The 18,841-nt window shown below is 70.8% G+C and carries 20 protein-coding genes and 1 pseudogene; 8 read left to right on the top strand and 13 right to left on the bottom strand.

Features of this window, described 5'->3' with window-relative positions:
* Positions 1-326 precede the first annotated feature (326 nt).
* The 7 genes and pseudogenes from QK442_RS32255 to QK442_RS32285 form a co-directional block, all read left to right on the top strand.
* Positions 327-720: pseudogene (locus QK442_RS32255) on the top strand (transposase); the annotation flags it as partial.
* Positions 721-1,309: 589 nt separating this feature from the next.
* The gene (locus QK442_RS32260) at positions 1,310-2,392 is read left to right on the top strand and encodes an ISAs1 family transposase (RefSeq protein ID WP_282697656.1); all 1,083 of its coding nucleotides are present in this window, start codon (positions 1,310-1,312) and stop codon (positions 2,390-2,392) included.
* Positions 2,393-2,588: 196 nt separating this feature from the next.
* Entirely contained in the window at positions 2,589-3,539 is a 951-nt protein-coding gene (locus QK442_RS32265; RefSeq protein ID WP_282697657.1) for an ISAs1 family transposase, read from the top strand.
* The gene (locus tag QK442_RS32270) at positions 3,508-3,834 is read left to right on the top strand and encodes a transposase (protein ID WP_282697658.1); all 327 of its coding nucleotides are present in this window, start codon (positions 3,508-3,510) and stop codon (positions 3,832-3,834) included. Before QK442_RS32265 ends, QK442_RS32270 begins: the two co-directional genes overlap by 32 nt.
* Before the next feature lie 120 nt (positions 3,835-3,954).
* Positions 3,955-4,206 carry a helix-turn-helix transcriptional regulator gene (locus QK442_RS32275; protein WP_282697659.1) on the top strand — a complete coding sequence of 84 codons (252 nt, stop codon included), beginning with the start codon at positions 3,955-3,957 and terminating at the stop codon, positions 4,204-4,206.
* The gene (locus tag QK442_RS32280; protein WP_282697660.1) at positions 4,203-5,657 is read left to right on the top strand and encodes a DUF6221 family protein; all 1,455 of its coding nucleotides are present in this window, start codon (positions 4,203-4,205) and stop codon (positions 5,655-5,657) included. Before QK442_RS32275 ends, QK442_RS32280 begins: the two co-directional genes overlap by 4 nt.
* Positions 5,650-6,597: a TniQ family protein gene (locus QK442_RS32285; protein ID WP_282697661.1), complete on the top strand. Its 948-nt coding sequence runs from the start codon at positions 5,650-5,652 to the stop codon at positions 6,595-6,597. Before QK442_RS32280 ends, QK442_RS32285 begins: the two co-directional genes overlap by 8 nt.
* A gap of 71 nt (positions 6,598-6,668) precedes the next feature.
* Here QK442_RS32285 and QK442_RS32290 read toward each other — a convergent pair whose 3' ends face one another.
* The 7 genes from QK442_RS32290 to QK442_RS32320 form a co-directional block, all read right to left on the bottom strand.
* On the bottom strand, positions 6,669-7,595 hold the full coding sequence (locus QK442_RS32290; RefSeq protein ID WP_349239700.1) for a TniQ family protein: 927 nt from the start codon (positions 7,593-7,595) through the stop codon (positions 6,669-6,671).
* Positions 7,596-7,661: 66 nt separating this feature from the next.
* Entirely contained in the window at positions 7,662-8,072 is a 411-nt protein-coding gene (locus tag QK442_RS32295) for an Imm10 family immunity protein (RefSeq protein WP_282697663.1), read from the bottom strand.
* Between the two features lie 135 nt (positions 8,073-8,207).
* The gene (locus QK442_RS32300; protein ID WP_282697664.1) at positions 8,208-8,435 is read right to left on the bottom strand and encodes a hypothetical protein; all 228 of its coding nucleotides are present in this window, start codon (positions 8,433-8,435) and stop codon (positions 8,208-8,210) included.
* Positions 8,436-8,482: 47 nt separating this feature from the next.
* Entirely contained in the window at positions 8,483-9,679 is a 1,197-nt protein-coding gene (locus tag QK442_RS32305; RefSeq protein ID WP_282697665.1) for a TniB family NTP-binding protein, read from the bottom strand.
* Positions 9,679-11,841: a Mu transposase C-terminal domain-containing protein gene (locus tag QK442_RS32310; RefSeq protein WP_282697666.1), complete on the bottom strand. Its 2,163-nt coding sequence runs from the start codon at positions 11,839-11,841 to the stop codon at positions 9,679-9,681. Before QK442_RS32310 ends, QK442_RS32305 begins: the two co-directional genes overlap by 1 nt.
* Positions 11,838-12,608 carry a TnsA-like heteromeric transposase endonuclease subunit gene (locus QK442_RS32315; protein ID WP_282697667.1) on the bottom strand — a complete coding sequence of 257 codons (771 nt, stop codon included), beginning with the start codon at positions 12,606-12,608 and terminating at the stop codon, positions 11,838-11,840. The genes QK442_RS32310 and QK442_RS32315 overlap by 4 nt, the downstream gene beginning before the upstream one ends.
* On the bottom strand, positions 12,605-13,024 hold the full coding sequence (locus tag QK442_RS32320; RefSeq protein WP_282697668.1) for a hypothetical protein: 420 nt from the start codon (positions 13,022-13,024) through the stop codon (positions 12,605-12,607). Before QK442_RS32320 ends, QK442_RS32315 begins: the two co-directional genes overlap by 4 nt.
* An 880-nt stretch (positions 13,025-13,904) precedes the next feature.
* Here QK442_RS32320 and QK442_RS32325 point away from each other — a divergent pair.
* Positions 13,905-14,744 carry a MurR/RpiR family transcriptional regulator gene (locus tag QK442_RS32325; protein ID WP_282697669.1) on the top strand — a complete coding sequence of 280 codons (840 nt, stop codon included), beginning with the start codon at positions 13,905-13,907 and terminating at the stop codon, positions 14,742-14,744.
* Between the two features lie 122 nt (positions 14,745-14,866).
* Here QK442_RS32325 and QK442_RS32330 read toward each other — a convergent pair whose 3' ends face one another.
* From QK442_RS32330 to QK442_RS32355, 6 genes are all read right to left on the bottom strand, one after another.
* Complete coding sequence (locus QK442_RS32330; protein WP_282697670.1) at positions 14,867-15,238, bottom strand: hypothetical protein; 372 nt, start codon at positions 15,236-15,238, stop codon at positions 14,867-14,869.
* A gap of 36 nt (positions 15,239-15,274) precedes the next feature.
* A complete protein-coding gene (locus tag QK442_RS32335; RefSeq protein ID WP_282697671.1) occupies positions 15,275-15,667 on the bottom strand; it encodes a roadblock/LC7 domain-containing protein in 393 nt (130 codons plus the stop codon).
* 41 nt (positions 15,668-15,708) lie between these two features.
* The gene (locus tag QK442_RS32340; protein WP_282697672.1) at positions 15,709-16,464 is read right to left on the bottom strand and encodes a transcriptional regulator; all 756 of its coding nucleotides are present in this window, start codon (positions 16,462-16,464) and stop codon (positions 15,709-15,711) included.
* Positions 16,461-16,871, bottom strand: coding sequence for a hypothetical protein (locus tag QK442_RS32345; protein ID WP_282697673.1), 411 nt, complete (start codon positions 16,869-16,871; stop codon positions 16,461-16,463). Before QK442_RS32345 ends, QK442_RS32340 begins: the two co-directional genes overlap by 4 nt.
* A gap of 149 nt (positions 16,872-17,020) precedes the next feature.
* Positions 17,021-17,482: an SRPBCC family protein gene (locus QK442_RS32350; protein ID WP_282697674.1), complete on the bottom strand. Its 462-nt coding sequence runs from the start codon at positions 17,480-17,482 to the stop codon at positions 17,021-17,023.
* 32 nt (positions 17,483-17,514) lie between these two features.
* The gene (locus QK442_RS32355; RefSeq protein WP_282697675.1) at positions 17,515-18,840 is read right to left on the bottom strand and encodes a diaminopimelate decarboxylase; all 1,326 of its coding nucleotides are present in this window, start codon (positions 18,838-18,840) and stop codon (positions 17,515-17,517) included.
* Position 18,841: the final 1 nt, after the last annotated feature.

An 18,841-nucleotide genomic window follows, 5' to 3' on the forward strand; every position in this document is an offset into this window, starting at 1 on the left:
CCCCCTTTTGAAAGCACACTGAAAATGTTGCGAAGAGTCGACGTTGGTGAAGTCGACGCCTGCTGGTGCGGCCGTCCGATCCATTCTGGTGACGGTCACCGAATCCCCCCTTTGGATTCAGTTCCAGTGGCTACAGAACCTAGCATCAGTCGATATGCGTCTCGTGGGTCACGCCGGCCCCGGGGTGCCTGACGTATGGTAATTTGCAAGATGTGATCGCTTTCCTGTGCAGTGGCAATCGTTTGGGTGGTTTTTGAGGGTTATGTCGATACGGGGACTGCTGTTTCACGATCATCTCAACCGGCGGGCTCGATAGGCTGTTCGTCATGGTGGGGATCGTTGAGCGATTGGTGCCGGATGACCTGTGGGAATTGTTTCAGCGGGTGGTGCCAGAGGTTCCTTCGCGGCCTCAGGGTGGTGGGCGTCGGCGCCACGGTGACAGGGAAGTGCTGGCCGCGATCTTGTTCGTGGCGACGTCGGGCTGTGCATGGCAGCAATTGCCGTCCGCGTCCTTCGGTCCTTCGGGAGCCACAGCTCATCGACGCTTCTCGGAGTGGACGAAAGCCGGAGTGTGGGTCGATCTCCACCGTCTGATCCTCGAGAGGGCCGGATCCCGAGACGAGCTCGACTGGTCGCGTTGTGCGATCGACTCGGTGCACGGGCGAGCGATGAGAAAGGGGATCTGGCGGCCCGTATCCTGTGAGACCGGAGCGGGGTCGGCATGAAGGTCGACCTGATCGCCGAGGGTTCGGCATGGGCGGGGCGCCATCGCTGAAGCTTCGATCGCATCGTGGTTTGGCCCGGCGGGCCGTTGGCTCCGCTGTTGCTGCGAACGTAAAGCCGCCCACTTCCTTGCCTTCGTCACCATCGTTTCCGCCCTTCCCGCTACTGCGGGGCCGACCAAATGAGATGACACATTGGATGGGGTTTGACCGATCTAAAGGCCGAGGGGCGGGCGGAATTTCCTTCTGCCCAGAGTGCTGCCGACGCAAGCGGGGCTGCTGAATCCAGTGGTGGAATATGTCAGGTTGATCAGTGAGCTTCTCCAGCGTTGCAGCTCCAGGGTCAGGGCCAGGGCTTCGGCGTAGTCGCGTGACGCCCGGTTCGTGTCGATCTGCTCACATCGATGTCCGCGGAACGTGACAGGCACGGCTTCCAAGATCATGGAGTTCTCTACGCCCCGTGATCCAAGTGGAAGACCGTGCCTGCCGACGCATCATCTCTGATCCCGCCTGCCCTTGACCAACTGCGTGCGAATCCGCAGGTCGGACCCGAGGAGGTCCCGGGTCTGCTGGAACGGTTGGCCGAGGTGCCGGACCCTCGTGACCCGCGCGGGGTGCGTCACCGCCTGACCGTCGTGCTCGCACTCACCGCGTGCGCGGTGCTGGCCGGAGCGACCTCGCTGCTGGCGGTCGGCGAGTGGATCGCCGATGCCCCGGGGTATGTGCTGGAACAGGTCGGTGCCGACCCCGATCCGCTTCTGTCCAGGCGGGTCCTGCCCGCCGAGACCACGGTCCGCCGACTGCTGGCCCGCATCGACGGAGACGCACTGGACCGAGTTGTCGGGAGCTGGCTCGCGGACCGCCGGCCGAATTCAACCGGGGTCGCCGCGCTGCGCGGCCTGGCCGTGGACGGCAAGAGCCTGCGCGGCGCGGCCAGGGCGAAGAACCGGAAGATCCACCTGCTCGCCGCGCTGGAGCACACCACCGGCCTGGTCATGGCGCAGTTGGACGTCGGAGAGAAGACCAACGAGATCACTTGCTTCCAGCCGCTGCTGGACACCGTCGCCGGCCTGGCCGGCACCGTGGTCACCAGCGACGCGATGCACACCCAGCGCGAGCACGCCGACTACCTCCTTGACCGAGCGGCGCACTGCATCGTGATCGTCAAGGGCAACCAGAAGAAGCTCCGCAGGCCGCTCAAGTCCCTTCCCTGGAAGGACATCCCGCTTCAGGGCCGCACCAAGGGCATCGGTCACGGACGCTCGGAGATCCGCCGGATCAAGGTCGCCACGGTGAACAACCTCCTCTTCCCCGGCGCCCGCCAGGCCGTCCAGATCAAACGCCGCCGCACCGACCGCAAGACCGGCAAGACCACCGTCAAGACGGTCTACGCCGTCACCAGCCTGACCGCCGAGCAAGCCGCACCGGCCCAGTTCGCCCGACTCGTCCGCGACCACTGGACGATCGAGGCCCTGCACCACGTCCGCGACACCACCTTCGCCGAGGACGCCTCGCAAGTACGGACCGGCAACGCGCCCCGCGCGATGGCGACCTGGCGCAACCTCGCCATCGGAGCCCTCCGGGCAGCCGGAGCGAAGAACATCGCGGCCGGCCTCCGCCACAACGCCCGCGATCCCCGTCCTCCCCTCGCGCTCCTCGGCCTCAAGTGATCACAAACCGGGCGTCACGCGATTACGCCGAAGCCCTGGCTCCAGGGTGAGGACGGCCTTGGCGATTGACGTCATGCGGTTGGGGCTGCAGCGGGACCTGCGGAAGATCCGCCAGGTCTTCAGGCGGGCGACGCCGCGTTCGACCAGGGCTGATTCAAAGTCGTGGTGATCTTGTGGTGTGCCTGGTCACAGGGGTGTGACGATCGGTTCGGGGGCCGCGACGGATGCAACGAAGCTCCGGTTGAAGACGGGTGACCTTGCCAAGTCGCCGTTCTCAGCCGGAGCTTCGATGTGCCGTCAGTCTGCCACCGTCTGCTTGATCAAGTCGCCGTCGCGTCAGCACCGCGCGCTGCCGTCGCTCGTGGACCGGCTGTCGGTGCTGCCCGATCCACGCCGGCGGCGCGGGGTGCGTCACCCGTTCGTGGCGGTACTGCCGGTCGCCGCTTGCGCGGTGACGGCCGGGGCCCGCTCGTGGGCGGCGATCGGCCAGTGGTCCAGGGCGGCACCGCAGGACACCCTGGCCCGGCTCGGCGCTCGCACCGCCGGGGCACTTCGCGTGCGTGTCGCGCCGTCGCTGTCCACCATCCGCCGGATCGTGATCGCGGTGTGTCCGGGCGGACTGGCGGACCTGACCGGCCAGGACCCGGCCGGGGCCGACACCGTCGCGGTGGACGGAAAGCGCGCCCGCGGCTCGCGTCACGGCGCCGTCCCGGCCGTGCATCTCCTGGCCGTGATGACCGGTGAAGGCCGCACCGTCAGCCAGCTGCCCGTCCCGGGCAAGACGAACGAGATCACCTGCTTCACCGCCCTGCTCGCGCCGTTCGACCTGCGCAATGTCGTGGTGACCGCCGATGCCCTGCACACCCAGACCGCTCACGTCCGTTTCCTCGTCGAGCGGAAGCAGGCGCACTTCCTCTTCCTGGTCAAGGCCGACCAGCCCGACCTGTTCGCCGCCTTGCGCTCGCTGCCCTGGAAGGAGGTGACCGCCCGCCGCTACGACCGCGAGGCCGGACACGGCCGCCGGGAGACGAGAGCCACCCGGGTGCTGACCGTCACCGGCCTGGGTCTGGACTTCCCCCCATGTCGTCCAGGCTGCCCGGATCCTGCGCTACCGCGTGGACACCGCGAGCGGCAGGTGCACCCGTGAGACCGTCTACGCGATCACGGACCTGACCTCGGCCGAAGCCTCCCCGCAGCGGATCTCCCGGCTGGCCCGGTCACAGTGGACCATCGAGAACCGGCTCCACCATGTCCGCGACACCACCTTCGCCGAGGACGCCTCGAAGATCCGTACCGGCCACGGACCGGCCAACCTGGCCACCCTCCGCAACCTCGCGATCAACGCACTCCGGGACGCAGGACACCGCAGCATCGCCGCCGGACTCCGCGAGGCGCCCTACGAACCATTCACCCGACCGCTCAAGCTCCTGGGCATCAGCTGACCGGCACCCCGACAAGATCACCACGACTTTGAATCAGCCCTGCCCCACATTCCACTCCGCCCGCCGATACTGCACTATCGTTCATGGCCATCTCGATGGCGCGCCTGCTGGCATCACAAGGTGTCCCAGAGTGCTCCCCATCCCCGGCTGCAGGCCTTCGGCTTCGCTGTCCGCGACGCCCGGGAGCGCAACGGCATGAGCATCGAAGCACTTGCTGGAGCCGCCGACCTGTCCGCCCGCATGGTCATCGGCATCGAGCACGGCAAACGGAACCCGTCGCTGCTCACCATCCTGGCCCTGGCCCAGGGCCTGGGCGTCAGCCCGGGCCGGCTGATCGAATCCGCGGAGGCCTGGCGGGAAACCGGGGCATGAGTCCAAGACGCCTCGCGCTGGTACCCGATCCCTATCCCGGTGAGTCTCTGCTGAGCTGGGGGGACGCGCTCGCACGGCTCAACCAGGTCTCCCGGACCGAGGCGCTGCGCATGGCGGGTCTGATCAGCTCCAGCACGGTGTCGGCCGTGTTCGGCTACCGCGTCAGCGACACCGTCGTGCGCGAGGTGAGCGAAAGCACCGGCGTGACGGGGGAGAAGCTGCGTGGCATGACGCTCGCCCACTACGCGGGCAGTGCGCTGGAGCCGCTGCCGCCGGACGACGCGAAGGAGTACGGGGCGTGGGCCGCGTGGCGGTACCGGCAGCGGACGGTGCTGCCCAAGCACTCCAACGCCTGTCCGTCGTGCCTGCGGGAGAACGGCGGCCGCTGGCTCCTGAAATGGCGCCTGGTCTGGTCGTTCGCGTGCGTACAGCACCATAGGTACCTGATCTCGCAGTGCTCCGGCTGCGGTTCCGCCTTGCACCGGGTGTGGCCGGGGGATCCGCAGTCCTGGATCTGTCCCGGGGCCTCGCGGGGGCTGGGGCTGCGTACGTCGGCACAGCCGTGCGGGCGCGACATCCGCCGCATGCGGGGCAAGCCGGTCCGAGACCCCCGGCTCCTGGCCTGCCAGCGGGAGATCGACCGCCTGCTCGACGGCCCGCACACCACGACGCCGGAGGAGGTACGGGACGTCCTCAGGGCGCTGTACCGCTCGATGCAGGACGCGTGGTCGCCGGTACGGGCCCTTCGGCTGCCCGCGACCGACGAGGCGGTCCACCGGGCCTGGGACCGCTATCTCGCGCCCGGCGGAAGCGGCGAGCGGTACCGGCCTCTGCTCGTGGCCGCCGCCGTGAAGATCGCCACCGAGGCCGGCCCCGACACCGCCGATGGCGAGACGGCCGGAAGCGGACTCGCACGGCCGAACTGGGGTGCCAGGCAGTCCGGGCAGCGAGGCGAGGTCGAACTGGCCGCGAACCGGTTCGGCGGCCACTGCCATCACAGCGGATGTTCCGCCTGGGTGCCGGCCGGGCACGGCGTCGTGCTGGGCGACACCGAAGGCTGGGACACCTACTGCCCGCAGCACGCTCAGGCGTTCACCCGTCGGGCCCGGTCCCGCGAACACATCGGGCCAGACGCCTTCACCGAGCCGTGCCTGAGGTTCCTCGACGCGCGCCTGCGTGAGGAGGAACAGCGCCTGGGCGAGGAGGACGACGATCTGCTCCGGCAGCGGATCGAGGCCCAGCGGCTGATCCTGGACGCCTGCGCGGCCACCGCTCCCCGTACACGCGAGGGAAGGTCCCTTCGGTACGCCGTGCGATGCCTGCTGCTGCCCTACGCGGGGCATCCGGACTTCCGTCCGTCGTGGCTGCCCCGCCAGGGCGAGAATCCGGCGCGGCCCCTCATGGAGAGCGCGGCCGGGGAGCAGAGGCAGGGAAGGGCAGGCCGTGGCTGAGGAGGAGCCGGTCCGGCGGCTCGGGGTGGTTCCGGTCCCGTTTCCGGGGGAGGCGTTCGTCAGCTGGGTCGACACGGTCGCGGCGAGTCTGCGGGTGTCGCGGGCGGCGGCCCTGCGGGCCCTGGGACTGCCGGGCAGCGCGAGTTTCAGTACCCACCAGTTCCATCTGAGCCCGGAGCAGTTGGAAGGGCTGCGGCGGCGCACGGGGCTGAGGCCGGCGCAGGTGGAGCGGATGCTGTTCGCCTTCTACGCGCCGACGGCGCTGCCGCAGCTGGCTGCGGACAACGGGCGCGTCGATCAGGGGGTGCGCGTGAGCCAGCCGTGGCTGCGCCGCGATCACTCGGCCGCGTGCCCGCTGTGCGTCGAGGCGTCGGGCGGCCGGTGGCTGCTCAGCTGGCGGCTGAAGTGGACCTTCCTGTGCGCGGACCACCTGGTGTACCTGGTGGACCGCTGCCCCCGCTGCGGCCTCAGGCTGTACTGGCGTCTGGAGGCGACCGGCGTCGGACAGCGCACGCACTGCATGCGTCCGGCGGCGCGGAACGGCCGCGGCGCACGGCGCCTCGGGACGACGGTGTGCGGGTTCCCGGTGGCGGAGATGCCGGCGCTACCGGTGGGCGACGAGGAAGCTGTTCACGTCCAGCGCCGCGTCCAGGCGCTGCTGACCCCTGCCGACGCCTCACACAACGAGACCTCGCGCCGCCTGCTGCAGCAGCTCGTCCTGACCGTCCGCGACGTCACACACCGCAAGACGCTGGCCGGTCTGCTCGACCGGATGGAGAGTCCTGTCATCGTTGCCGTGCACGAGACACAGGGGCAGTCGTGGCAGCCGCCGCTGTCGTGGACGCTGGAGAGGGGCACGCCTGCCGCGGTGTCCGCCCTCGTACGCATCGCCGCCCGGTCCGTCCGCTGGGACACGCCCGCGGTGGGGCCGCTCGGCTGACGGACCGCCCACAACCACAAGGGTCACGCGGCCCGTCCCGCCAGGCTACGGCTTTCGTCATCGAGCGGTGCTCAGAGGGAACGCCGGGGGACGAGGTCTGCGGTGCCAGGCGTGATGACGTGATCCGCGTGTGCGGGGCACAGGAGCTGTGTCTTCACCACGTGGCCCTGGCCGGGCGGTACCCAGGCCGCGCAGGCGACCGCGCGGCACGTGCCGCCGAAGCGGTTGGCCGGCGGTGCGCCGGTGTCCGGGGGAAGGAGTCCGTCGGCCGACCACGAGGCCGTGTCGGCCTGTGCGAGGGTGTCCTGGGAGGCGGCGAGGCCGCCCGCCGTGGCGATCTTGAGGAGAGCGGCCGTCAGCAGTGGATCGTTCCGGTACCCCAGGGCCCCGCCATGGCCGTGCCAGCGCCGGTGGAGGACGGCGTCGGTGTCCTCCGGAAGCGGCGGAGCGTCGTCGTAGCCGATGCGGATGTCCTCCAGCGCCGTATGCAGCGACTGGAGGATGTCCCGGCCGCCGTCACCGTGCGGGTGGTCGACGAGGCGGTCGAGATGGCGCTGGCACTGGAGCAGATGCGGGTCGGACAGTCGGGGAGGACGCATGCGGGAGATGACCCGGAGACAGACGCGTCCCTGGCTGCCTCGGTCGTACTGGCCGCACACGACGGCGTCCGCCGGGCCGGGGCCGATCCGGTGCAGACCGTTGCCGCAGCCGCGGCAGGCGCCGAGGAGGTAGACGCGGTGGCGTACGCAGGCGAAGGACCAGACCAGGCGCCACCGCAGCAGCCAGCGCCCGCCGCTCTCGCGCAGACACGCCGGGCACGCGCGCGACCGCTCGGACAGGGCGAGACGGAGACGGGCCACCCAGACGGCGGCGGTCCGCCAGCGCGGGGGAGAGGGAAACGCGGGCAGCACGCCACCGGCGTAGTGCGCGAGCGTCATCGCCTGCTGCCGGGCGGCGGCCAGTCCGGTGGCGGCTTGCACGTGTCGACGGTCACGCAATTCCCCACGGATCGCGTCTTCGGCTTCACGTAATTCCCCACCCTCGGGCCCGGCCCAATGGCTGGCTCAGACGGCTACACGAATGGGCACAGCGTCCGCACGCCCGTAGGCGAGCACCTGGGCGAGGACTTCACGGAACAGGACGACGTCCTCGGCCGGTGCTTCGATGACGGCCTCGATCTCGCTGTCGCTCAACCGCAGGTCCTCCAGTGCATCAGGGTTGAGCGAGACGCGGAGGACGTTGCCCATCAGCACGGCTTCGCGTACACAGCCGTACGCGGTTCCCTGCCCGGCTGTGACCAGGCAGTGTGTGTCCATGCCCAAGGCGACCTCCTGATCATCTGGGTCGTCCTCGCCTGCCATGAACATCAGGATGAAGCCGCTTCCGTCCTCCCCCTCGGCGAGAGCAGCTTCGGTGAAGTAGCCGTCAGGGTCGATCTCTGTTGTGGCGACACGAGCAGTGAATCGGTACGTCATGACGGGGTTCTATCAGCGCGTTCAACCGAGGCGGGACACAGGGGGCTGAGCGCCCACGCTCCCCTCCAGGGACGGTGCCCACGAGGTGGACTCCGGGATCCCCCTGGGGAAGATCGTGAACTTCTGGCTGGGGAATTACGTGAGCGTCCACAGCAAGCGCGCTGTCGTCTCCGCGGTCAGATGGGCGCCGAAGTGCACGGTGGGCTGGTACCCGGTGACATCGGGTCGGGCGAAGCCTGCGAGCCGAAGGGCGTGCAGGCGGCCGACGCGGTTCAGGCGGGCCAGCGCGTCGACCCAGCTCAGGAGGGACTCACCGGGGTACGGCTCGGACACCAGGGCGAGACGGCGCAGTGATGGGGCCACGGCGTCGATCCTGCATGGCGTGCGCCGGGCGTGCACTGCCGGCCTCCTTACGCGCTTCCGTCAGCCGCAGCCCGCTTACCGTCTTGCTTCTGCTTCGCCGCCCTTGTCGTCTGGCGGGACTTCAGTTCCGTGACCTTGGCATAGGCGCGTTCGTGGGCGTACGACAGGACGATGGAGTCCATGATCTCCTGTGTGATGGCCTCGGTGCCCTGCTGGACGGCGCGTACGGCGCTGCGGCGGATGAGGGCGTGCAGGCCGGCGATGCTGCCGTCGGTGCGTTCGTGCAGGTAGCGCCAGTGCCGGCGGGTCAGGCTCTCCTTCTCGTGTTGGTACAGGGCGAGCGAGCTCTCCAGGGAGCGGATGACGCCGACCCACTGGAGGATGCTGTCGTCGTTGTCGAGGGTGAAGGGGGCGAGTTCCTGGCGGCTGAAGCGGCCGGCGGTCTGGGTGCGGGCGTCGCTTCCTGTCGGAGCCGGGGTCCTGGTGCGGTCGGAGCGTCTGCGGGGGACGGCGGGGCCGCCCTCGCTGAGTAGTGGGCTGTTCTCGAGGTCGACACCGGTGCCGACGATGGTGCACGGGGCGTGGTTGGCGAGGAACTTGATGTGGTCGTTGGAGGCCCGGCCTTCCTTGTGGGCGCAGTCCAGGAAGTGCAGATCATCGAAGATGATCAGCTGGGTGCCGCTCGCGGTGAGGGCGGTCAGGACGCGGTCGTCGATGATGTCCTTGGTGCCGCTGGTGGGGACGTTGAGGTAGCGGGCGATCGCGAGCGAGATCTGTTTGGGGGTGACCTGGTCGGTGAGCGAGATGTAGACGACGGGGACGTAGGAGCCGAGCCGCTCGGGGGCGAACCGTTCGGGGAAGTCCTCCCGCAGTTCCTGCTCGAACTTCCGGGCGATCATCTTGACCAGGGTGGACTTGCCGACCGTTGGGGGACCGTCGATGAGCAGGCCGAGCCTGGCACCGGGCGGCGCCATCTCGTTGGCGGCCAGCAGTTCCGTGATCTCGGTCTCGAAGTGCTGCACGGCCGGTGTCCAGGCCAGCACCAGGGCGCTGTGGTAGCGGTTGCGCGTCCGGTTCAGGCGGCGCCGCTCGGCGTCGTCCATCGCCAGGTAGACCTCGTACGGAGGCAGCAGCGGCCGCGAAGGCGGGTCGTAGAAGACGTAGGTGAACCAGTCTTCCTTGGTCCGCGGTTCGGCCAGTCCGGGATGCAGGCACTCCCCGTCGTCCCCGGGCGGAGGAGCCATCACGGTGCGCCGTCCTTCTCCGGGCGGCCGCCCCACACCTCGTACGAGGGAAGGGCGTCGAAGTCGATCGTGACCTCTTCCTCTTCCTCGTTCGCTGTCGGCAGTGGTGGTACGGCCCGCAGGCGGGGCTCTGTGACGGGGGTGTCGGCGGCGGAGTCGACGAGCTCGGTGCGGGCCCTGTCCCGGGCCGCGGCTCTGGCACGTTCGGCGTCGCGGGCGCGGGCCCGGCGGGAGCGGGCGGTGGACGCCTCGGCGGCGTCCGTGCGGTTCTGCAGGTCCAGCAGCGCGTCCAGGACGGCCTCCTGGTCCTGCGGGTCGCGGCCCCGCGCGCGCAGTTCCTGCTTGACCTGGCGCAGGGTGATGTCGGTGAACGGCTCCAGGCCGGTCAGCGCGTGGCTCCAGCGCAGTGTGTGCCAGACGCCGGTGTAGGGGTCGTGGAAGTAGACCTGGGTGACGTCCCGCGGGTCGTAGCGGACCGGCCAGGTGCCGTTTGCCTGCGGGTAGGGGGACTTGGTGCCGTTGTGGGCGCGCAGGACGGGCGCGCTGTAGTGCAGGTAGTCCTTCTGGATGCGGCGGTTGGTGATCGTGCACCAGTGGATGGGCAGGAGCTCCAGGAAAAGGTTGGCGTCGCGCGGGGCGGCGATGTAGCCGCAGCGGTGCACGGCGAGCCGGTAGGCGTCGTTCGGCGACAGGCTGATCTCCGGGAACCCCGGCAGTACCAGCCCCTTGTGCCGGCGGGTCTGGTAGACCGCGACGACGTACTCGGCGAAGAACTCCTCCAGTTCCTCGATCGTCCAGCGGGCCACCGCGTCCACGTCCCGGCCCCGGTGCACCACGTGATTGCCCTTGTAGCCGGCGATGTGCTGGGAGAACTGGCTCCTGATCGTCTTGAACGCGGCCTCGACCTGCGGCTTGTCGGTGGGACGGTACTTGCGGGTGTCCTGGATGGTGATCCCGTAGCGGCGGCACACGTTCTTCACCGCCTGCGAGGCGAACGCCTTGCCGTGGTCGATCACGATCTTCTCGGGAAACACCACCGGGCGGGCCGCGGCGGCCGCGAACCGCTCGTCCCGCGCGAGCAGCGGCTCGCACGGCAGCCGCAGCATCCGGTGCCGCAGCCCCTCGGGCCAGCCCGGACGCATCGGCTCCGGCATCATCGCGTCCGCGATCACCAGGCCCGCGTCCACCGCCTTCGTGCCCTTGGGAACCAGACGCCACCCCAGCAGACTGCGGGTGCACACGTCGATGGCGATCGTCAGGTCCACCGAGAAGACGACGTCCTCGACCGGATCGTAGGCGCGCACGTCCAGCCAGCTGGTGTCGATCATCACCAGCTCGCCGGGACGGCTGGCGGTGATCGGCTGGTAGTGCCCGTCCGGCCGGTTCGCCACCGACTGGCGTGTCGTGGCCTGTCCGGTGGTGTAGAGGCCGGGCAGGAGAGCGGCCACGTACCGGTTGAACGACTTCTGCGACGGCATCTTCACCGCGCCCGGGCCGTGGACGTCGGCCAGCCGGCGCTCCACCCGGCGCCGCAGCCGGTTCAGGCTGCCGGTCGAGTCGTCGGCCTCCGTCACATGGTGCTGGGTGACAATCGCGTTGATCAGCCGGGGATCCACACCCGCCAGCGGATCCGAGGGGCGGTGGCGGCGCCGGTCCACCAGCCCCCACGGACCCTCCTCCCGCCACCGGCGCAGCCGCCGCCAGATCTGCTGCTCGCTGTAGCCCAGCTCCCGCGCCTTGCTCCGTACCCGTTGGACCAGCGGCAGGTCCGGGGCGTACTCCGGCCTCGGCTCGTCGGGCCGTGCGTTCTCCGGATCTCCGCCGCGATAGCCGGTGGTCATCTCCAGGAGGTGCTCCTGGGCGCTCTGGAGGTCCTCCAGCTGCTTGTCGGTCAGCTTGTCGAAGAGCGCGGCGGCATCCAGCCACAGTTTCCGCTCCACAGCGTCCTGTTCATCGGATGGCTCGCCCTCGGGGATCTCGGCGTCGTCGCAGAGACGGAAGGTGGGGTCCGCGAGCAGGTGCCCCACACCGATCACCGTCCACGAGCCGCTCTCCGAACGCAGCCGCACCCCGTCGTCGGTCACCCCGGTCACGGTGTGCACCTCATCGTCCAGCCACAGCCGCGTCCCGTACCGCAGCCGCACCGCGCCCTCGTTCGTCATGTCCACACCTCCGCCGCGGTCTTCACCAGCGTCGTATCCCGCAGCGGACGGTCCAGATCCGTGACGATCCGCTGATGCCACATCAAGTGGTACAGAACGCCGCGAGCCAGATCCGGGAACTCCATGAAGTGCATCAGCTCCCCGATCTCCACCGGCTCACGGGCCAGCTCCAGTAGACGCGGCACCAGATCCACACCCAGATGCAGCGGACGCCGGGCACTGGACAGCAGATCGACGTTCACCCAGCGCTGCCCGCTCGGCTCCGACACCATCGCGTACTCCCAGCCCAGCCGCTCACACACACGGCGAGTGCGCTCCTCCTGCAGCAGCACCTTCGGGTCGTCCCGCAGCTCGGGGTTCTTCACGTCCAGCAGCAGCACGCTGCCGTCCCGGCGACGCGCGAAGACATCCGGCGTGTGCTGCCACGCTCCTCGGGCGTCGATGGCGTCGAACTCCAAAGGCTGCGTGACGAACGCCGTCACCCGCGGATCGAAGTCCAGCAGCGTCAGCCACTTCGACTCCAGCACGCTCTCGTACTCGACGAAGTCACCCCACTTCGCCACCCAGTACTGACCCGGCATGTGTCCCTGGCCCCGATAGCTGGGGATGGCCCGCACCATCCGGCCGTCCTCGAACCGTACGCCGGCCGCCTCCTCCAGCCGCACCAGACGCTCGGCCCCCTCGGCACCGACGTACCGCACCCGCACCAGGTCGATCTCCCGGACCGACGCCTCCGACGGTTCCGGCACGTCCGTGTCCCCGCTCACCGCGACCTCCCCTTCTCCCACGGACTCCTGGCCGAACGTCCCACCGGCACCTGCGCCGCCACAGCCTCCGCGAACACCTCCGGCACCGCGAGCCGCTCCAACGGACGAGCCGCCAGACACCCCTCGTCCGCCGCCGTCCGTACCAGCGGCGCAAGCCGCCGCGACAACTCCCGCACGTCCCTCTCCGCCAGCAGGGGCATCAGCACCGTGAGAAACGCCGCCGCAGCCCCGGCCGACGCCGGACCCCACCCGAACCGGCCACCATGCGCCCCGCGCTCGACGCGCTCCTCCAGCAGAACCCGGGCACACCAGGCAGGCACATCCGGCAGACGCCCCAGAACCCTCGGCAGCCCCAGCCGCAGCAAGATCACACACGCGCGAAACGCGGCGAACCACTCGGCCGCCGCCACGTCCACGCCTCCCACCGCCGGGCGTACCCGCCCGCATGCGACATCCAGCCATCGCCGCTGCGCTTCGGCCGTCCCGCCATCCGCCCGGCTCACGCGAACCGCGGGCAGCCACTGCGAGCACGGCCTCCCGCGAACGGAGTTCGCACAGCAGGTCGGCGGCCTGACCCACTGCGCCGGCACGACCCGAGGTCGCTCCCCGCCCCACCGCAGCACCCAGCCGCACGAAGGACAGCGATCCAGCAACACCACCCGGTGCTCGGGGCACACCGCCGCACACGACAGTTTCCACCACAGCTGCCACACCCCACCGGACACCAGCAGACAGCACGGACACGCCCGGCTTCCATGCGCCGCCGCCCACTCCTGCCCCGCAGACGGCCGCCGTGCCCGCCCCGCCGCGAGTACCGCCGCGACGTTCAACGGCCCGCCCTCGAACACGGACAGATGTATCCCGTCCACCAGGCCGCCGGGAACGCCCGTCGCCGCGAACATCGCCCGCCGGACCGTCTCGTCGGACCGCACTCCGAACAGAGGAGGCCGCACACTTGCGGAAGACCCTCGCAGCCCAAGCCCCATCATGGTCGCGACCTCGGCCGTCGGACACCGGTTCACCCGCGCTATCCGATCCACCCAGGATTCGAACGCCTCACCCGCCCGTGGAGCTGTGACCAGCGCCAATCGCCGTAGCGACACACGCACCTCCTGAAAGTGATGCACATCACTCTCATCTAGGGGTTCACACTAGCAAGTGCACTATCGGATTGGAGTTCACACTCGCATTTAGAACTTCAGCTCTCACCCGCCCCCACCTTTGGGTCGCCCCTGACCTTGTCTGCATATCCTTATGCAGACAAGGTCAGGGGTGAATGGGATGAAGGGGGACGGTATGGGTGACAGCCCGGCCGGGCGGCTCCAGGCGCTCTTCGAGGGGCGCCGGCTCACGCCCACGCAGCGGCGGATCGCCCACTGCATGGTGCGCCGTGCCGCCGACGCGCCGTTCCTGTCCAGCGTGGAGCTCGCCGAGCTGGCCGGGGTCAGCCAGCCGTCCGTCACGCGGTTCGCGGTCGCGCTCGGCTTCGACGGGTATCCGGCGCTCCGCCGCCATCTGCGGGAGGTCGCGCCGCCCGAGCCCGCGGCCGGGGAGGACGCCGGGCACAACGAGTACCAGCAGGCGGTCCTCGCCGAGATCGAGAACCTGCGGCACCTCGCCGGGCTGCTCGCCGACCCCGCGCCCGTGGAGCGGGCCGGGCGGCTGCTCGCCGGGTCCCGGCCGCTGCTCGTCCTCGGCCTGCGGGCGGCCTCCTCGCAGGCCCGCGGGTTCGCCTACTTCGCCGCCAAGGTGCACCCGGACGTCCGGCTGCTCGACGAGGGCGGCTCGATGCTCACGGACCGGATCGACGCGGCCGTACGGGCCGGGGCCACCGTGCTGCTCTGCTTCGCGCTGCCCCGGCATCCGCGCGAGGTCGTCGAGGCCCTGGAGTACGCGCGGGCGGCCGGGCTCACGGTGGTGACCGTGGCCGAGTCCGCCTTCGCGCCCGTCGCCGCCCACTCCGACCTGCTCATCCCGGCCGCCGTCGGCACCGGCCTCGCCTTCGACACCGCCTGCGCGCCGATGCTCCTCGGCCGGGTCCTCCTGGAGGCCATGGCGGACGGCCTGCCGGACGCGCAGGCGCGCCTGGAGCAGTTCGACACGAAGGCGGCGGAGCGGGGGCTCTTCGTGGAGTGAGAGGCTCCCCGTGGAGTGAGAGGCTCTCCGTGGAGTGAGGAGCTCTCCGTGGAGTGAGGAGCTCTCCGTGGAGTGGCGGCTCTCCGGGGGGCGATGGCTCTCCGGGGGTGAGACGGGGAGGGTCAGATCTCCAGTTCCGCTTCGATCTTCTTCAGCTGGTGGCGGGCCATCGCCAGGTTGGCCCGGTCCTTCGCCAGCGCCATGTACAGGAACAGGCCGTTCGCGCCCCGGCCCTTGAGCAGCCGGAGGAGGTGGTACTGGGTGCCGAGGGTGATGAGGATGTCCTCGATCTCCTCGTTGAGGCCCAGCATCTCCATCGCCCGGACCTTGGCGCGGACGACGTCGGTGTTGCCGGCCGCGGCCACGTTCAGGTCGAGTTCCTTGCCGCCGCCGATGGTGCCGAGCGCCATGCCGCTGGTGTAGTCGACGAGGGCCGCGCCGATCGCGCCCTCGATCGCCATCGCTTCCTTGAGGGAGGTCTCGGTGTTCGCCATGGTGTCGCTTCCTTTTCTGGGTTCGGTTCTCTGGGGTCAGTTCGGGTCTCTGCGGGACAGTGCTCCGTCGACCAGTTCCCCGATGCGGGTGCTGGACCGGCGGGCCTCCAGGTGGAGCCGGCCCACGTTGATCCGGGGGTCGGCGAGCAGGGTGAGGACGGCGGAGCCGCCGGCCGCGTAGGTGGCCACGTAGCCGCCCTCGCCGCGGACGAGCAGTTCCCGGAAACCGCCCTGGCCGGTGGTCTCGGTGAGCCTTCGGCCGACGCCGAGCGCGGCGGCCGTCAGCGCGGCGACGCTCTCCGCGGCGCCGTCCGCCGTGTCGTGGGCGAGGACGAGGCCGTCGGCGCTGGCCGCGAGTGCCCCGGTGAGCTGGGGCAGCCGGGCGCGCAGGCGTCTCAGCTCGCCGAGCACCTCGGCTTCGGCTGTCATCAACTGTCTCCTCTCGGCGCGCAGGCGCAGAGCACGCCTCATCACAGGTGTGCCTCCAGGGCGTCACGGAGCCGGCGCAGCAGGGCGATGTCGGGGTCGGCCACCGGAGGGACCGGCGAGAACGGGGTGAAGGACGGGACGGGGGCCGGGTCGGACGGGGTCTCGACGAGTCCGGCGGCGGCGAGCCTGCGGACGTCGAGGAGGGTGTGGAAGGCGGGACGGCCCAGGAGCCGGGCCAGGTCGGCGGGGGTGCGGACGCCGTCGGCGGCGGCGAGCAGGGCGCGGCGGCGGGCGCCGGGGCCCTGGCCTGGGACGGCCGGGCGGGGGACGACGGGGGCGGTGTCGACGGAGGCGTACGGCCAGACGGCGTCGAGGAGTTCGCGGCGGCGGAGGGTCTCGCGCTCGACGGCCTCGGCGGAGACCGGGCGCACCGTGCCGAACCAGTGGCCGACTCCGTACCGGAAGCGGGTGGGGCCGCTGGTGGGGGAGAGGGCGAAGAAGGCGGCGTCGAAGACGGCGCCGAGGTGGCAGATCTCCAGCTCGCCGTCGCGCAGCCGGCCGCTGTCGACGAGGAAGCGGCCGACCGCCCGGTGGGCGCCGGCCCGGTCGACGGCCTCGTCCCACCCCTCGCGGGGGAGCCGCCCGCCGGCGGTGAGCAGGACGTCCATGCCGGGGGCGGCGGGGCTCTCGGCGTGCACCACCCGGCCGTCGACGAGGTAGAGGGTGCCGTGGTCGCGGAGCAGGGCGCCGGTGGCCTTCTCCGCCGCGAGCCGGACGAGCATCGGGGAGACGCTCATCCCAGGACCAGCCTCTCGGCGAGGTCGCCGAGGCGGATGCGGGCGAGGGCGAGGTTGCCGGTCTCGCGGTCGAGCCAGAGGTGGAGGAAGACGCTGCTGTCGAAGGAGGTCCGGACGAAGCGGAGGACGTGGTAGCCGGTGCGGGTGGTGACGATCAGGTCCTCGACGGGCGGTACGTCCCCGGTCTCCGCCGTCTCCGCCGTGCTTTCGCCCGGTGCGGTGAAGGAGTCGAACTCGGCTGCGGCACGGGCGAGTTCGGCGGTCTCCGCGGCCGTCGTCTCGTGGTCGCCGACCGGGGACTCGCCCGCGGTCCCGAGCGCGAGCCCGCTGCTCCAGTCGACGAGCCAGGCTCCGCGGGCACCCTGCAGGGCCATGGCCTCCATGAGGCACTCGTCGATTCCGGGCACGCGGGTTCCCCTCCCGATACGGCGTGCGGGCAACGGCAGTGACGGTGACGTTACTCAACGGAGCGGCACGGGGAGGGGGTTCTGGCATTTTCCATCGGAACATGCCCACGCATGGCCGGAATTGAGGCAAGAGGCGGGATCGGGCTCGGTCAGTAGCGGCTCTCCACCGCCCTCGCGATGTCGTCGAGGTCCTTCGCGAGCATCCTGGAGACCGCCTTCGTGCCGACGCGGGCGAGGGCGCGGGTGAGGAGGCCCGGGACGCGGCCGTGTGCCGGGCGGGCGGAGAAGGTCATCCGGAGCACGCTGGCGCCGGGGCCGTCGGCGCGCAGGGAGAGCTCGGAGACGTACCGCACGCCGTGGGAGTCGGCGACCGTGACGTACCGGTCGGGCGGCTCGCACTCGGTCACGGTCATCTCCTCCGTGGCCTCCCGGCCGAGCATCCGCCGGGTCTCGCGCCAGCGGGTGCCCACGTCGAAGACGCCCTCGCTGAGCACCTCGACCCGCTGGACGCCGGACAGCACCCGGGGCAGGGCCGGCAGGTCGGTGATCGACTCCCAGACGCGGCCGGGCGAGGCGGCGACCCGGCGCTCGACGACGGTGGTGGTGGTCATAGCCTCATCGAAGTGGCTGTCCGGGGCCCGCGCTACCGGACGAGCGCGTCGGCGTGGGCGCCGCCCGCCTCGGCGACGATCTCCTCGGAGGTCTGGGCGGGGCGGACGGTCACGAAGGAGACCGTGCCGTCGTCGGCGACGGTGAAGCCGTGGACGGCGGGGCGGGGGAGGCTGTTGTAGGCGTAGTGGTGGGCGAAGGCGTACGCGCCGGTGTCCGGCACCGCGACCACGTCACCGGGGTGGAGCAGCGGCAGGGGACGGGCGGCGGCGAGGAGGTCCCCGGCGAAGCAGGCGGGGCCCGCCACGTCCTGGACGACGTCCCCGTCGGTGCGGGGGCGGCCCTCGGAGTCGTACGCGAGGATCCGCAGCGGCCAGACCTCGGGGGCGTACACCGTGCGGGTGGCGAGCTGGACGCCGGCGTGGGTGACGGCGATCGGGCGGCCGCCGGAGGTCTTGGTGTACTCGACGCGGGTGAGGACCGTGCCGTGCTTGGCGAGGAGGGAGCGGCCGAACTCGGTGACCAGGCGGTAGCGCCCGTCGAGGAGGCCGGGGGCGGTGGCGGCGAGCAGCCGGGCGTAGTCGGCGTGGGCGGGGGTCTCCTCCTCGGAGGAGAAGTTCACCGGCAGGCCGCCGCCGATGTCGAGGGTGTCGACCTGGGCCCGTCCGGCTTTGGCGTTGATCTCCTCGGCCAGCTCGTACGCGGCCCCGACGCCTTCGGCCATCAGGGTGAGGGGGACGCCCTGGGAGCCGGTGTGGGTGTGCAGCCGGGTGAGCCAGGGCCGGTCCAGGTACGCCTGGACGACGGCCTCACGGGCGCCCTCGTCGCGCAGCGCGATCCCGAACTTGGAGGTGGCGGTGGCGGTCGACGTGGAGCCGATCGCACCGGCGCCGACCTGCGGGTTGACCCGAAGGCCGAGCGGCGAGGCGGTGGGGGCGGCGGCGACCAGGGCGTCGAGGCGGGCCAGCTCCTGGAAGTTGTCGGCGTTGACGGCGATCCCGAGCGCCAGGGCCTCGCGCAGCTCGCCGGGCGTCTTGGCGGGCGAGTCGAGGACGGTACGGGACGGGGGCACCCCGGCGGCCCGCGCGAGGGCCAGCTCCCCGGGGCTCGCCACCTCGGCGCCGAGCCCCGCCTCGGCGAGGAGCCGCAGGACGGGGACGAGCGGGGCGGCCTTCACGGCGAAGGCGTGCAGCACCCCGGCCCGCGTGACGGCGGCGAAGGCGCTGGTCAGGGCGGCGGCGGAGGCGCGGATGCCGGCGGTGTCGAGGAGGGCGACGACGGGGGCTTCGGGGGTGAGGAGTCCTTGGGCTACGGCGGCTCGGACGGCGAGGTCGCGGCGGTGGGAGGCCATGGGATCCATG

Source organism: Streptomyces sp. CC208A (assembly GCF_030010625.1).
Lineage (GTDB): Bacteria > Actinomycetota > Actinomycetes > Streptomycetales > Streptomycetaceae > Streptomyces.